This is a genomic window from Sphingobium fontiphilum (genome assembly GCF_014196635.1).
Taxonomy (GTDB): Bacteria; Pseudomonadota; Alphaproteobacteria; order Sphingomonadales; family Sphingomonadaceae; genus Sphingobium; species Sphingobium fontiphilum.
In genome coordinates, this window is record NZ_JACIEB010000009.1 from 66431 (window position 1) to 80744 (window position 14314).

Consider the following 14314-nt stretch of genomic DNA (forward strand, 5'->3'; position numbering starts at 1 on the left):
CGCGGGATCAGCCGGCCGCCTTCACGATTTCCGCCCAGGCCGCCTCGTCGATCACTTCGATGCCGAGCGCGGCGGCCTGCTTCAATTTGCTGCCCGCGCCCGGCCCGGCGACGACCAGGTCGGTCTTTGCGCTGACCGATCCGGCCGCCTTGGCGCCCAGCCGTTCGGCCTGCGCCTTCGCCTCGTCGCGGCTCATGGTTTCGAGCTTGCCGGTGAACACGACGGTCTTGCCGGTGACGGCGCTGGCGGTGGTTTCTACGACATAGGGGGGCGGCGAGACCTGCGACAACAGGTCGTCCCACACCGCCTGATTATGGGGTTCGTGGAAAAAGTCGGCCAGCGCATGGCCGACCGCCGCGCCGACATTCTCCACGCCGATAATTTCGGCGATGGCCTTGTCGCGCTTCGCCTGTGTTTCCGCCGGATCGGCGGCGGCGCGCAGGGCGATGATCCCCTCCGCCAGCGTGCGGATGGCGGGCAAGCTGGCGTAGCGTTTAAGCAGGTCGCGCGCCGTCACCGCGCCGACATGGCGGATGCCGAGGCCAAAGAGCAGGCGGGCGGCGTCGGGCTGGCGCTTCGCCTCGATGGCGGCGAGGAGATTGTCGACCGACTTTTCCTTCCACCCTTCCCGGCCGATAAGTTCGTCCCGATGGGCCTTCAGCCGGAAAATGTCGGCCGGTTCGGCGATCCAGCCAAGGTCGAGAAACTCCTGGATGCTCTTTTCGCCCAGCCCCTCAATATCGAGCGCGGCGCGGCTGACGAAATGGCGCAGCCGCTCGAAACGCTGGGCGGGACAGATGAGGCCGCCGGTGCAGCGTATGTCGACTTCCCCCTCCTCGCGCACCGCTTCGGAGCCGCAGACCGGGCAATGGGCGGGGAAGAGGAAAGGTTCGCGCGCTTCGTCGCGGGTCAGATTGTCGACCACCTGCGGGATGACGTCGCCCGCGCGCTGCACGACGATGCGGTCGCCGGGGCGCACGCCGAGGCGGGCAATCTCGTCGGCATTGTGCAGCGTGACGTTGGACACGACCACGCCGCCGACGGTGACCGGGGTCAGGCGGCCGACCGGGGTCAGCTTGCCGGTGCGGCCGACCTGTATGTCGATGGCCTCCAGCGTGGTCTGTGCGCGTTCGGCGGGGAATTTATGGGCGATGGCCCAGCGCGGCGCCTTCGCCACGAAACCCAAGCGCTGCTGCCAGTCCAGCCGGTCGACCTTGTAGACGACGCCGTCAATATCGAAGGGGAGTTCGGCGCGCTTCGCCTCTATCATGCGATAATGGGCGAGCAGGCCATCGAGCGTTTCGACCCGCACCAGCATGTCGGACAGGGGCAGACCCCATGACGCGATGGCCCGCATCACGCCCAGTTGCGTGTCGGCGGGCAGGGCCGATGCCTCGCCCCAGCCATGGGCCAGGAAGCGCAGCGGGCGGCTGGCGGTGACGGCGGCGTCCTTCTGGCGCAGGGAGCCAGCGGCGGCGTTGCGGGGGTTGGCGAACTGCCGCGCCTTTTCCGGGTCTTCGGCTTCGGCCAGCAGGCGGGCGTTGAGGGCGGTGAAATCCGCCTTCGCCATATAGACCTCGCCCCGGATCTCGAAAATGTCGGGGATGGCCTCGCCGGTCAACTGGTCGGGGATGTCGGCGATGGTGCGGACATTGGCGGTCACATCCTCCCCCGTGGCGCCATCGCCGCGCGTGGCTGCGAGGACGAGCGCGCCCCTCTCATAGCGCAGCGAACAGGACAGGCCGTCAATCTTCGGCTCGGCGGTCATGGCGACGGGCGCATCCTCCGGCAGCGCGAGGAAGCGGCGGACGCGGGCCAGAAACTCGGCAATGTCCTCATCGGCAAAGCCGTTGTCGAGGCTCATCATGCGGACGGCATGGGGCACTTTTTTCAGGCCCGACGTCGGCGCGGCCCCGACCAGAGCATTGGGCGAATCGGCGCGGACCAGATGCGGGAAAGCCGCCTCCAGCGCGTTGTTCTCCCGCATCAGCGCGTCATAGGCGGCGTCGGTAATCTCCGGCGCGTCCTGATCGTGATAAAGCCGGTTATGCCGCGCAATCTCCTTCGCCAGCCGCATCAGGCGGTTGGCGGCGTCGGCTTCGGTAAGGGTGGTGGGGTCGGTCATCGGGATGCTTAAGAATCTTTTAGAGGACGTATATCGTCACTTGAGGACAGCGAGTGGCTGATCATCAGGCAAGCTCTATATCCAAACCCCTTCCGGGTCAGTGCCTTCTTTAAAGCAGTGAGGTCTTTGCGCACATCTACTTCCGCATACACCACTTGGACAGGATCAAGCGGCTTGGTCCACCTGATCTCCTCAGATTCCTGAAGGACAAAAACCGCCAGGCTACTCGCTTCATCCATCTTAATTTTCCATGGCCTAAGCCATGGCCGATAGCCCCATCCGATGCCAAAGAAATCCATATCCAACTGACGGCTGCTAAGATTTGTCAGGTAGAGAGTCACAGCCCCCTCAGGCAAGCTCCATTCATCCGATTGCCGAATACCGATCACTTCTTTCGCAGATCGATGGTCGCGAAACTGTAAAATGGCGACTATTGAGGATACAATAGCGGCATACCCTGCGATAAAATCGCCTATTTGAATCATATGTTTGCAACCGGCACCGTTTCGACATGCATCGGCATGGCCGCGATGATCGGGCGGGCCTTGGCGATGGCGGCGCGGACGGCGGGGATTTTGAGCGATGCCTGATGGCTTTCGCGGCTGTCCCAAATTTCAGTGATCCAGATGGCGTCCGCATTCCCGGCGTCGAGCGCGATCTGATAGGAGAGGCAGCCGGGCATCGCGCCCGTCGCTTCGCGCAGATAGCCGACCAGTTCGTCGCGCTTGCCCGGTTGGGCCACCATCTGGCCGATCAGGCCATAGCGCGGCGCTCCATCGGCCGCTATGGCCGAGGCGGGCAGCGTGGAAAGCGCCGCGCCCATGGCTGCGAAGGTCAATATCTCCCGTCGATCATGGCTCATCGCCCTGCCCTCTTCCTCACTTCTTGCGATGCTTGCCGCGCGCGCCGCCGATGTGGCGGATGTTCGCAGGGCGGCCCCGGCGGGCGGTTGTCGGGCGGGTGCGGTCGCGGCGCGGCTGTCCGGGGCGGCCGCCGCCGGACGGGCCATCGGGCAGTTCGAAACGCAGCGCGCCGTTGATCGGATCGGCCTCCGCCAGCCGCAACGGCATCCGCTGCCCGACCGTATAGCGATCGCCGCTGTCGACGCCGACCAGCGCGCGGGCGGCCTCGTCATAATAGAAATGTTCCGCGCCCAGCGTGGAAACGGGCACCAGCCCGTCGCCGCCCAGCCCCTCCACCGTGGCGAAGAAGCCGAAATTCTGGACCCCGGTGATCCGCGCCTCCACCAGTTCGCCGACATGGGCGGCGAGGAAAGCCGCGACATAGCGGTCTATGGTCTCCCGCTCCGCCTCCATCGCGCGGCGCTCATGCTGGCTGATCATTTCGCCGACGCGGCCCATATTCTCGAAATCATCCTGGCTGAGCCCGGTGCGATCGGGCAGCGACGTTCCCTTGGGCGCGGGCATTTCGAGGCCATAGGCGCGCACCAGCGAACGATGCACCAGCAGGTCGGCATAGCGGCGGATGGGCGAGGTGAAATGGCCGTAACTGCCCAGCGCCAGCCCGAAATGGCCCATATTCTGGGGGCTGTAATAGGCCTGGGTCTGGGTGCGGAGAATCTGTTCCATGATGAGCGGCTTTTCCTCCGCCTCACCGATCTTTGCGATCAGGCGGTTGAAGGTCGCGGGTTTGATGACCTGCCCCAGCGCGAAATCCATGTCGAACGTGGCGAGATAATCCTTCAGCGCCACCAGCTTGTCGCGACTGGGCGGTTCGTGCACGCGGTACATGACCGGCGCCTTCTTCGCCTCCAAAGCCTTGGCCGCCGCGACATTGGCGGCGATCATATAATCCTCGATCAGCATATGGGCGTCGAGCCGTTCGCGCACCGCCACGCTGACGATCTTGCCCCATTCGTCGAGCACCACCCGCCTTTCGGGCAGGTCCAGCGCCAGCGGCTCGCGCTGCTCGCGCGCCTTGCGGAGCAACGCCCAGCAGGCCCAGAGGGGCCTTAGCGCCGGTTCCAGCAGCTCATGCGGCTTTGTGCCGTCAATCGCGGCCTGCGCGTCCTCATAGGCGAGGACGGCGGCGACGCGGATGACGGCGCGGGTGAAGCGCCAGGCGGTCACCTTGCCCTGCGCATTGACGGTCAGGTGACAGGCCATGGCCGCCCGGTCCTGCCCCGCGCGCAGCGAGCACATGTCGGACGAAAGCTGATGCGGCAGCATCGGCACGACCAGATCGGGGAAATAGACGCTGTTGCCGCGCTTGCGCGCTTCCTTGTCCAGCGCGCCGCCGGGCCGGACATAATAGCTGACGTCGGCGATGGCGACGATGGCCCTGAACCCGCCGGGATTGGCGGGGTCTTCGTCGGGAGCGGCCCACACCGCATCGTCATGGTCGCGCGCGTCGACCGGGTCGATGGCGACGATGGGCAAATGGCGCAGATCCTCCCGCGCATCCTCATGCAGCGGCAGGGCGGAGGCGGCCACCGCTTCCTCCTCCACCCGGTCGGGGAAGACATGGGGGATGCCGTGCTTGTGGATGGCGATCAGGCTGAAGCTGCGCGGGGCGAAGGGATCGCCCAATATGTCGGTGACGCGGGCGGAAATGCGCGGCGGGCGGCCGACCGGCTCGGCCAGCACCAGGTCGCCGCGCTTGGCCTCGCCTGCGTCGCTGATCGGCGTGTCGCGGCGGATGCGCTTGTCGACCGGGCGCAGCCACAGCTTGCCGCCTTCCGCTTCCTCCACCACGCCCAGCAGTTCCTCGCTCGCCTTGGCCAGCTTCTTCATCGGGTGGGCGACCCAGCCCTTGCCCGCTTCCTCCGTGCGCGCGAGGATGCGGTCGCCGATGGTGAGCGCGGACTGCCGGGTTTTGGGTTTCCCCCGCTCGATCACGCGCAGGCGCGGCGCGGGCTGCCCTTCGGCTTCCCACCGTTCGGGCGTGGCGATCAGCGTGGTGTCGTCGACGTCGACAATGCGCAGCACCGTCACCTTGGGCACGCCGCCCATCTTGTGGAAGGCGCGGGCCGGGCCGATGTCAATCAGCCCCTCGTCCGCCATGTCCTTCAGCAGCGCCTTGAGCGCGATCTTTTCCTGCCCTTTCAGACCAAAGGCCTTGGCGATCTCGCGCTTGCCCGCCGGCTGATCGGAACCGGCGATGAAGTCCATCACCTGGTCGCGGGTGGGAAATCCGGCGGGGCGGACCTTGGCGGGCTTGTGCTTCTGGGTGGATGCCATGGACCAGCTATAGGAGGGAGCGAGGGCCGCCGCCAGCATTGTTGGTCATGGCGGGGTTGCGGCATGGGGGCGCAACGAGAGCGGCACGCCGACTGACATGCTGGTCATTTCCAGCCCGAACAGCCATGGCGACCAGCCTGCGACACCCCGTTCGCGAACCAACTACCCCGCCTCAAGCTTGAACTCGCGGGTGAACTTCCTTCGTTGCATCATGGATCTCCGATAGGTGGCAACATCCTATCTCGGCGCGCGGCTTCCGCGCCCAGCAATAATGGCGCGACCACAGCTTCGCTTTGCAGAAGGTCGGACCGATCGTGTAGAGGCTACCAACCACAATTATGAGTTACAATGAATTACCGCCATTCCTTCCATGCTGGCAACAGCGCCGACGTCGTGAAGCACAGCCTCCTGATCGCCCTGGTCCGGGCCTTGCAGCAAAAGGAGGGCGCGTTGACTCTGATCGATACCCATGCCGGCTGCGGGCTGTACGACCTTGGCAGCGACGAAGCACAACGCACCGGCGAGGCCGCCTGGGGTGTGCTGCGGGCCTTTGCCAGCACCCATCCCTTGCTGGACGACTACCGCGCCGCCGTGAAGGCGGTGAATGCCAGCGGCGGACCGCGCCTCTACCCCGGTTCGCCGAAGATTCTGGCGCAGCTTTTGCGCCCACAGGATTTCCTGATCCTCAATGAAAAGCACCCGAAGGACGTTTACGCCCTGCGCGGCGTGATGCGGGGCGCCAGCGCGGCCGTGCATCAACGCGACGCCTACGAGCTTTGGCTGGCTCTGCTGCCGCCGCGCACCGGGCGCGGCGTCGTGATAGTCGACCCGCCCTACGAACAGCCGGACGAACGGGCCCGCATTACCGGCACGCTCGCCGCCGCTCACCGCAAATGGGCGCATGGTGTGACGGTGGTCTGGTTTCCGCTGAAAGACCGCGCGACGCATTGGCGGTGGAAGGAGCAGCTGCGCAGGCTCGGCATCCCGAAACTGCTCCGGGTGGAGCATTGGCTCTACGACAGCGAGCAACCCGGCATCTATAATGGCGCCGGCCTCTTCATCGTCAATCCGCCCTACGCCTTTACGCAGGCATTGCCGCCTTTATTGGAGGCATTGCGCCAGGCCTTGGCGCCCGAAGGACATAAGGGCGAGATCATATCAGATTGGTTGGGCGCTTGAGACGAACCCTTGTCCCCGAAACGGAATTGCTTCGCTGCGCTCTTTGGCAACTGGGGCGTCGAGAGCATCCTGCGACAGCATGGATGAAGTAGCGCGGCCGACATGCTAGGAGAGTGACATGGTTCAAGCATCCGACCGCAGCGGCACTGTCGAGATCGACGGTCTGAAATATGATTGGGAGCTCCTGAGCGAGCCTCAACTATCCTCTTCCGATGGCTGGAAGGGCATGACGATCTCCCTGCGCGAGAGAGACATGCCGCGCGCAGCCATACTGGAATTTCCACCGCCCAAGCGCCTGATGAGAGGACTGCCCAAAGGGCGTTTGCACATCAACAATGCCATTGCGTCGCGTGGGATACGGGCAGCATTATCGGCCGGATGGGAGCCTTCGTCGCGAGGCAAACCTACGGTTTTCATGGTTGATGCCAACGGCGACTAAGGGACGTCGATCGTGCCATCATCATCCAAGATCATAATGGAAGCGGTCGGAAGGCGCCGTTTGTCTTTACCTGCATCCGGGAAGCGGTCGTTCCGCACCTGAGAAACTGGATTTTCGTGCCGGACGTCTCCAAGGGGTCGACATATAGGTCGGTGACACCGCTTTTTTGAAGGCTCCTTTGATTACCTTGGCGCCACCGCGGACGAAGTCGATGTGGTCCGACCAGTGTTCCCGGCCAGAGGCCAAAGGCCAGCGTCTATTGCTTGCCCAGATAACGATGGTTCATCCGCCAGCAGCCCCCAAATGTGGGCCTGACCAATAGAAGCAGGCCATCGCTGTTGGTGAGCTTATACGCGCTGTCGCGAGCCTTGCTCGCCTTGATGGCAAGGGCAGGGAGGGCCATGATGGTATCTCCCATGAGGGGAGCGCTCGCCTACCATCGGACATACCATCGATTTGGTGGTATCGGGTGGTGCTCAGCTGCTCCACATAGGAGCATTATATCACAGAAAAATCGCAGAAAACAGCCATTCCTGGCATGTTTTGGCACCGTTTGGGAAGCGAAGGTGGTGACCCCTACGGGAATCGAACCCGTGTTTCAGCCGTGAGAGGGCCGCGTCCTGACCGCTAGACGAAGGGGCCTTTGCACCGCGCATCGCGCGGGCCATGGGCAGGAGCGCGCACCTACGCCCGGAAAGGCGGCCCGTCAAGCCTGACAAAAAACCACCCCATGCGATTCGCATGGGGTGGCCAGGGTTCAGGGAGGAGACGCCTCCACAAGGGAGGCATCCATATGGCTCACCCGAAAGGGGGACAGGTGCGCCATATATGCTCAAGATAGGGCGAGAGACATTCCGTTGCAAGAGGGAACGGAAAATCTCTCCCCCAGACTTGATCGATGATGGACCAATCGGCCGCAGATCAGGCTTCGGCCGGCGCAGGCTCAGTCGACACGATGGGGGCAATGGGGCCCTTGCCGAGTTGAACCTGACGCTCGAAAATCTCGCGAATCAGCTGGAGCGAAAACAGGTGGGCGAACAGCAGCGGCAGCATGCCGTTCTGGTTGATCTTGCGCAGCTGGTCGCCACGAAGGTCGCGCAGCTTTTCTTCGTTGACCATGCGAAAACCGCGATAGGTGAAGGGCTGTTCCAGACCGGGAGCCTGAATGGCGACTTCCCCGTCCATCAACAGATCCAGTTCCTTCAGATCCTTCATGAACTGGCCGGTGCGGGCCGCCGCCTGTTCAAAATCCTCACAGAATTTCAGGATGTTGGCGGTCACTTCAGTCGGCTTGCCATCATCGAACAGCTTGTTGCCCTCATCGAACACGCCGACGCTGGGCGTCGTCGGGTCGAAGCACAGCGACAATTCCTCGCCATCGGGGCGAAGCTTGGCCAGCATCCAGGGATAACGGCGGACATAGGCGGGGATATAAGTCGGCCCGGTCAGCCCGCCATTTTCATCCAGAAACACGTTGACGCCCTCATTAAGGCCCATCAGCGCCAGCGGCACCGGATCATTGCCAGCCGAAAAGATGATCGGCAGCATCCGCTGGGCCGCAGCAAATTCGTCGATCGTCAGCGGCACGGCGTGCTGCGTCGCCAGGTGCGGCGCGGCTTCGACTGAACGCACGCTGTAATCGGCGTGATCGATGGTGCTGAGCGGCAACAGGTCATTGTAGAAGATGGGAAGCGATTGAGCGGGCGCGCTGGCCATGATGTGTTTCCGTTCTGTCATGTTGGGGCGATGCGCCAGGGCCCACCACCGTTCCATTACTGCCCCAGCGACCTAATGACGTTGACCGGTGGAGGCAATGGTTTTGCGCCCTGCGATGGTCATCCTTCGCCCGGCAGCGGGATCAGCTTTTCGGGGTTCATCAGCCCCAGGGGATCGAAGGCCGCCTTGATCGCGCGCAACGCCGACAGCCGCGCCGGCCCGGCCAGCCGCCCCAACTCCGCCCGCTTCATTTGACCGATGCCATGTTCAGCCGAAATCGAGCCGCCAGCCGCGACCACCGCGTCATGCACGAAGGCGCTGATTTCCTTGCCCTGCGCGGCAATCCACGCCGGGCCATCGCCGGTCCCGGCCGGGGCGCGGACATGAAAATGGACGTTGCCATCACCCAGATGGCCAAAGGATGAGGCGGTCGTGCCGGGGAAACGGGCCATAGCCGCCGCCGCTTCCTCCACCATGAAGGCGGGCATCCGCGCGACCGGCACGCTGATGTCGAACTGCAGGGCGGGGCCCTGCGCCTTTTCCGCGGGCGAAAGCGATTCGCGCAGCCGCCAGAAGGCGTCCGCCTGCGACTCGTTGACGGCGATCGCGGCATCAATGGCGATCCCCGCCTCCATAGCCTTGCCCAATGCCGCTTCCAGCCGTTCGCCCGGCGTCGGATCGCCGGATGTCGCGTGATCGACTTCGATCAGCACATGCCATGGCGTGCGCGTTTCAATGGGACAGCGCGCATCGGGCAGATAGTCGAGCACATGGCCCAGGCCATCGTCGGCCACGACTTCAAAACCTTCGACGCTGTCGCCCAGCTCGCCTTCGATCAGGCGCAGCAGATCGAGCGCGGCGGCGGGGCTTTCCACCCCCACCCATCCTACGGCCCGCGCGGCGATGGCGGGCACGAGGCGCAGCGAGGCCGCCGTCACGATCCCCAAAGTCCCTTCCGCCCCGATCAGCAATTGCTTGATGTCATAACCGCGATTGTCCTTCTTGAGCGGATCGAGCCCAGAGAAGATGCTGCCATCGGGCAGAACCGCCTCGATGCCGTCGACCAGCGCCCGCATCGTGCCATGGCGCAGAACCTGCGTGCCGCCCGCATTGGTCGAAATCAGGCCGCCAATGGTGGCTGATCCCTTGGCGCCCAGGCTGAGGGGAAAGCGCCGCCCTACCCCATCGGCCGCGTCGTGCAGGGTCGAGAGGATGACGCCGGCCTCACAGACGGCGATATTGTCGGCGGCGGAAATCGAACGGATATGGTTCAACCGGCGCAGCGACAGGATCAGAGCCCTGCCATCGGCGGGCGGCGTCGCGCCGCCGACCATCGACGTATTGCCGCCCTGTGGCGTGAGCGGAATGCGCAGTTCAGTGGCCAGCCCCACCACCGCCGAAACCTCCGCCGTGTCGGCCGGGGACAGGATCGCCGCCGCCTTGCCATGGAAACGCCCGCGCCAGTCGCTGGTCCAGGGCGCAATGGCGTCGGGATCGTCGGTGAAGCCCTTCGGACCGAGCAGGTCAGCAAAGCGGGCAAGCGTTTCGGGCGCAATGGAGAGGTTTTCTTTGGTCATACGGCCATTCTATGCCCCGCAATTCATGCAATGTTCAACCGTCAGCGCCTAACCCGACCGCCGTTAAAGGGGTTCGCTTTGTTTCATTCCGTCCTGTTGCTGCTGCTCGCGCCGGATGCCGATCCGACCCAGTGGGCGCAATTGACCATCGAACAGCGCGTCATCATTCGCGTGCCGATGGCCCGCGCGCGGGGACTCGAGCGCAAGGTGGAAAAACCGACGGAGTGGAAGGAAAGGAAAGGGCCCAAATGCATCGCCATCCGGTCCATCCGTGGCGCATCGATCACATCCCCACGCGGCGTTGACCTGATATTGGCGGATGGCCATCGCTATCGGGCGCATCTGGAGCGCGGATGCCGATCGGTCGGCTTCTACGCGGGCTTCTATGTCGAACCGTCCCGCGACGGCTCTTTATGTTCGCGACGGGATGAATTGCAGTCGCGCAACGGCATGGCCTGCGTGGTCGACAGTTTCAAGCGTCTGGTGGAGGATGATTGACCCCGACCGCTAACGCAATTTCTTGGGATTTCCTTGACAAATCGGGTGGTTTTCCCCAAGGGCGCAGGGTTACCGCCCGTCCTTCGGCGTGGCGGCGTTATTCCTTGTCCCGGACATTTGCATGACTTTTGCCGATCTCGGCCTTTCCGATGAATTATTGAGGGCCGTCACCGAATCCGGTTACGACACGCCCACGCCCATTCAGGCGCAGGCCATCCCTTCCGTGCTGATGATGCGCGACATCATCGGCATCGCCCAGACCGGCACGGGCAAGACAGCCAGCTTCGTGCTGCCGATGATCGACATATTGGCCCATGGCCGCGCCCGCGCGCTGATGCCGCGCAGCCTGATCCTGGAGCCGACGCGCGAACTGGCCGCGCAGGTGGCCGAGAACTTCGAGAAATACGGCAAATATCACAAGCTATCCATGGCGTTGCTGATCGGCGGCGTGCAGATGGGCGATCAGATCAAGGCGCTGGAAAAGGGCGTTGACGTGCTTATCGCCACGCCCGGTCGCCTGATGGACCTGTTCGGCCGGGGCAAGATCATGCTTAACGGTTGCAACCTGCTGGTGATCGACGAAGCCGACCGGATGCTCGACATGGGCTTCATCCCCGACATCGAGGAAATCTGTTCCAAGCTGCCCGCCCAGCGGCAAACGCTGCTGTTTTCGGCGACCATGCCGCCGGTCATCAAGAAACTGGCCGACAAATTCCTGTCCAACCCCAAATCGATTGAGGTGGCGCGGCCCGCCACCGCCTCCACCAACATCACCCAGAGGCTGGTGAAGGTCGATTCGCGCAAGAAGCGCGAAACGCTGTGCGCCATGCTGGAAGCGGAAGCGGTGAGCAGTTCGGTCATCTTCTGCAACCGCAAGACGACTGTGCGGGAACTCAACAAGAGCCTCCAGCGCATGGGTTTCCGTTCAGGCGAAATCCATGGCGACATCGATCAGGCGTCGCGCATCGCCGAACTGGAGCGGTTCCGCGACGGCACCGTCAACATATTGGTTGCTTCCGACGTGGCGGCGCGCGGGCTGGACATCAAGGGCGTATCCCACGTGTTCAACTATGACGCGCCCTGGCACCCGGACGATTATGTCCATCGCATCGGCCGCACCGGCCGCGCCGGGGCGTCCGGCGTCGCCTATACCTTCGTCACCGAAGCCGACGCCGAGGCGATCGACAATATCCAGAAGCTGATCGGCACGAAGATCGACTATGTCGAGGGCGCAAAGCCCCGTCCGGCCGAAAAGGCGCCGGAGGACAAGGCGCCTGTCGACCGGAAGCGCTCGAACAAGGACGGCGAGGAAAGCCGGAGCAAGAGGGAACCTCGCCGCGAAAAGCCGGACCGGAGCGCGGAAAAGCCCCGCGAGGAACGCGCAGAACGCCCGGCGCGCGCCGCCGATCAGGCCCCCGCCCGCCCCCGCCGCGATGGCCGCCATGACGATGGCCCGGATGAAGGCTGGAACGGTCCGGTCCCCGAATTCCTGAACTTCGGTTTCAGCAACTGACCCTGCACGGGCGTTGTTTCGCCCGCGTCAGTCAGCTTCGCAATTCCACCCATGTCGGCGCATGATCGCTGGCCTTTTCGCGTCCACGGAAGGCGCAATCGACCTGTGCGTCGATCAGGCGGTCGGCCGCCGCCGGGCTGAGCAGCAGATGGTCGATGCGGAAACCGGCGTCGCGCGGCCAGGCGCCGGCCTGATAATCCCAATAGGTCCACACCCCACCGGCCGGATGGCGGCTGAGGATCGCGTCGGTCCACCCGTCGTTGAGCAGACGGCGATAGGCGGCCCGGCTTTCGGGCTGCATCAGCGCATCATCGGCCATGGCCTTGACCGAAAAGACATCGGCGTCGCGCGGGATGACATTATAATCGCCAGCCAGGATGGCGGGTGCTTCCTCCGCCCAGATTTGCGCCGCGCGGGCGCGCAGCCGCTCCATCCAGCGCAGCTTATAGTCGAATTTGGGGCCAGGCTGCGGATTGCCGTTGGGCAGATAAATGGAGGCGACCCGCACCCCCTTCACATCCGCCTCCAGATATCGGCTCTGCTCGTCCTCAGGCTCTCCATCAAGGCCCCGCCGCACTTCGACGGGCGTTTCGCCGCGCGCCAGGATGGCGACGCCGTTGAAACCCTTCTGCCCGAGCCAGATGGCGCCATAACCGGCCTGCTCAATATCCTTCGCCGGGAAAGTCTCGTCGGAAGTTTTGAGTTCCTGCAGACAGGCGATGTCGGGCCGCGTTTCTTCCAGCCATTCGATCAGGCGCGGCAGGCGCGCCTTGATGCCGTTGATGTTGAAAGTGGCGATGCGCATGGAACGGGTCTCCTCGCCAGCCTCCCTAATGGCAAGATCGGCCCTTGGCCACTATGCCGGTCAGACCGAGAAGCTGGACCCGCAACCGCAACCAGCGGTGGCGTTGGGGTTCGTCACCTTGAACGCCGCGCCGCCCAGATCGGACACGAAATCGACCGCCGACCCGCGAACCAGATCGAGGCTTACATCGTCGACGACCAGCGTCACGCCGTCGGTTTCGACCGACACATCGTCAGCCTCCACGGCATCGGCCAGGCCAAAACGATATTGGAAGCCCGAACAGCCGCCCCCTTCAACCGCCAGACGCAAGATGGCGGGCTTGCCCTGCTTGGCGGCGATGGTCGCAACACGGGCAGCGGCGGACGGGGTCAGTTGAATGTCGCTCATGCCGCCAAGATAGGGACAAGCAAAAGGCCCGGCAAGCTATGTGCTGCCGGGCCTTTGCTTTTAACCGAAACAGGGATCAGTCGGCCGCCTTTTCCTGCGCGCGGGTCGGGCCGCCCATGGCGACCGGCGGCTTGGCGTTCATCGCCACCAGATAATCGGGACCGGCGACGAAGGGCAGCGGGTTGACGGCGGCGCCTTCCACCCGGACTTCGTAATGAAGATGGCTGCCGGTCGAACGGCCGGTCGAGCCCATAAGACCGATGATCTGGCCGCGTTTCACGAAGCTGTTGGCCGCCACCAGCAGCTTCGACATGTGCCCATAACGGGTTTCCATGCCATTGCCGTGCGAAATCTGGACGAGGTTGCCATAACCGCTAGCCCAGCCGGAGCGGCTGACGATGCCATCGGCGGTGGCGCGGATCGGCGTACCGATCGGGCCGGGAATGTCGATGCCCTTGTGCATCCGCGCGCCGCCGTTGAACGGGTCGGAACGCACGCCGAAATTGGATGTGAGGCTCAGCTTTTCGACCGGGCGGCCCGAGGGGATATAGGCGGCCGACTTGGTCGAACCGTCCAGACGCTCCATCGAGGAGAAGAGGCTGGCGAAAGCGGCGTCGCCCTGACCCAGCGGGCTGGCTTCGCTGACGTCGCCATAGGGATCGTCATCATCCGTCGCATGGGCCGGCGCGGCGGCGGCCATCAGACCGGCTGCACCCGCAAGGGCGGCGATCCGAGCCTTTTTTGCGATGATGTGGAACCAGAGTGACGTGCGACCGTTATTGGTAGGAAGGTTATTCATGCAGACCCCGACTAACCCGCCCGGATCTTTTTCGATCCGTGGCGTATTCCCCGTTCAACAAAGCAGCTTGGCTGCC

General features: G+C 64.0%; 13 protein-coding genes and 1 tRNA gene. 4 read left to right on the forward strand and 10 right to left on the reverse strand.

Going from position 1 to position 14314, the window contains the following annotated elements; genetic code table 11:
* Window positions 1-7 precede the first annotated feature (7 nt).
* Genes ligA through rnr form a run of 4 tightly spaced genes read right to left on the reverse strand, consistent with a single transcriptional unit; the run spans window position 8 to window position 5325 of the window.
* Window positions 8-2125 carry an NAD-dependent DNA ligase LigA gene (gene ligA, locus GGR44_RS15715; RefSeq protein WP_183956437.1) on the reverse strand — a complete coding sequence of 706 codons (2118 nt, stop codon included), beginning with the start codon at window positions 2123-2125 and terminating at the stop codon, window positions 8-10.
* 8 nt (window positions 2126-2133) lie between these two features.
* The gene (locus tag GGR44_RS15720) at window positions 2134-2610 is read right to left on the reverse strand and encodes a hypothetical protein (protein ID WP_183956438.1); all 477 of its coding nucleotides are present in this window, start codon (window positions 2608-2610) and stop codon (window positions 2134-2136) included.
* Window positions 2607-2987 (reverse strand): putative quinol monooxygenase, encoded by a 381-nt coding sequence (locus GGR44_RS15725; RefSeq protein ID WP_183956439.1) that lies wholly within the window; start codon window positions 2985-2987, stop codon window positions 2607-2609. Before GGR44_RS15725 ends, GGR44_RS15720 begins: the two co-directional genes overlap by 4 nt.
* 16 nt (window positions 2988-3003) lie before the next feature.
* Window positions 3004-5325 (reverse strand): ribonuclease R, encoded by a 2322-nt coding sequence (gene rnr, locus GGR44_RS15730; RefSeq protein ID WP_183956440.1) that lies wholly within the window; start codon window positions 5323-5325, stop codon window positions 3004-3006.
* A 348-nt stretch (window positions 5326-5673) separates the two neighbouring features.
* Here rnr and GGR44_RS15735 point away from each other — a divergent pair, with 348 nt between their 5' ends.
* Together GGR44_RS15735 and GGR44_RS15740 are read left to right on the forward strand one after the other, a co-directional pair.
* The gene (locus tag GGR44_RS15735) at window positions 5674-6504 is read left to right on the forward strand and encodes a 23S rRNA (adenine(2030)-N(6))-methyltransferase RlmJ (protein WP_183956441.1); all 831 of its coding nucleotides are present in this window, start codon (window positions 5674-5676) and stop codon (window positions 6502-6504) included.
* A 118-nt stretch (window positions 6505-6622) separates the two neighbouring features.
* Window positions 6623-6943 carry a hypothetical protein gene (locus GGR44_RS15740; RefSeq protein WP_183956442.1) on the forward strand — a complete coding sequence of 107 codons (321 nt, stop codon included), beginning with the start codon at window positions 6623-6625 and terminating at the stop codon, window positions 6941-6943.
* Between the two features lie 567 nt (window positions 6944-7510).
* Here GGR44_RS15740 and GGR44_RS15745 read toward each other — a convergent pair.
* From GGR44_RS15745 to GGR44_RS15755, 3 genes are all read right to left on the reverse strand, one after another.
* Window positions 7511-7585, reverse strand: a tRNA-Glu gene (locus GGR44_RS15745).
* Window positions 7586-7864: 279 nt separating this feature from the next.
* Window positions 7865-8659 (reverse strand): SapC family protein, encoded by a 795-nt coding sequence (locus GGR44_RS15750; RefSeq protein ID WP_183956514.1) that lies wholly within the window; start codon window positions 8657-8659, stop codon window positions 7865-7867.
* A gap of 119 nt (window positions 8660-8778) precedes the next feature.
* Window positions 8779-10236, reverse strand: a complete 1458-nt coding sequence (locus GGR44_RS15755; protein ID WP_183956443.1) for an FAD-binding oxidoreductase — start codon at window positions 10234-10236, stop codon at window positions 8779-8781.
* Between the two features lie 78 nt (window positions 10237-10314).
* Between GGR44_RS15755 and GGR44_RS15760 the strand changes: the two genes are divergently transcribed.
* The gene (locus GGR44_RS15760; protein WP_183956444.1) at window positions 10315-10734 is read left to right on the forward strand and encodes a hypothetical protein; all 420 of its coding nucleotides are present in this window, start codon (window positions 10315-10317) and stop codon (window positions 10732-10734) included.
* Between the two features lie 121 nt (window positions 10735-10855).
* Window positions 10856-12247, forward strand: a complete 1392-nt coding sequence (locus tag GGR44_RS15765; RefSeq protein WP_183956445.1) for a DEAD/DEAH box helicase — start codon at window positions 10856-10858, stop codon at window positions 12245-12247.
* Window positions 12248-12278: 31 nt separating this feature from the next.
* On the opposite strand, the gene xth is transcribed toward GGR44_RS15765, so the two are convergent.
* The 3 genes from xth to GGR44_RS15780 all read right to left on the reverse strand — a co-directional run bounded on the left by xth (window position 12279) and on the right by GGR44_RS15780 (window position 14238).
* Window positions 12279-13052: an exodeoxyribonuclease III gene (gene xth / locus GGR44_RS15770; RefSeq protein WP_183956446.1), complete on the reverse strand. Its 774-nt coding sequence runs from the start codon at window positions 13050-13052 to the stop codon at window positions 12279-12281.
* A 60-nt stretch (window positions 13053-13112) separates the two neighbouring features.
* A complete protein-coding gene (erpA, locus tag GGR44_RS15775) occupies window positions 13113-13439 on the reverse strand; it encodes an iron-sulfur cluster insertion protein ErpA (RefSeq protein ID WP_183956447.1) in 327 nt (108 codons plus the stop codon).
* Window positions 13440-13515: 76 nt separating this feature from the next.
* A complete protein-coding gene (locus tag GGR44_RS15780; protein ID WP_183956448.1) occupies window positions 13516-14238 on the reverse strand; it encodes a peptidoglycan DD-metalloendopeptidase family protein in 723 nt (240 codons plus the stop codon).
* Window positions 14239-14314 lie beyond the last annotated feature (76 nt).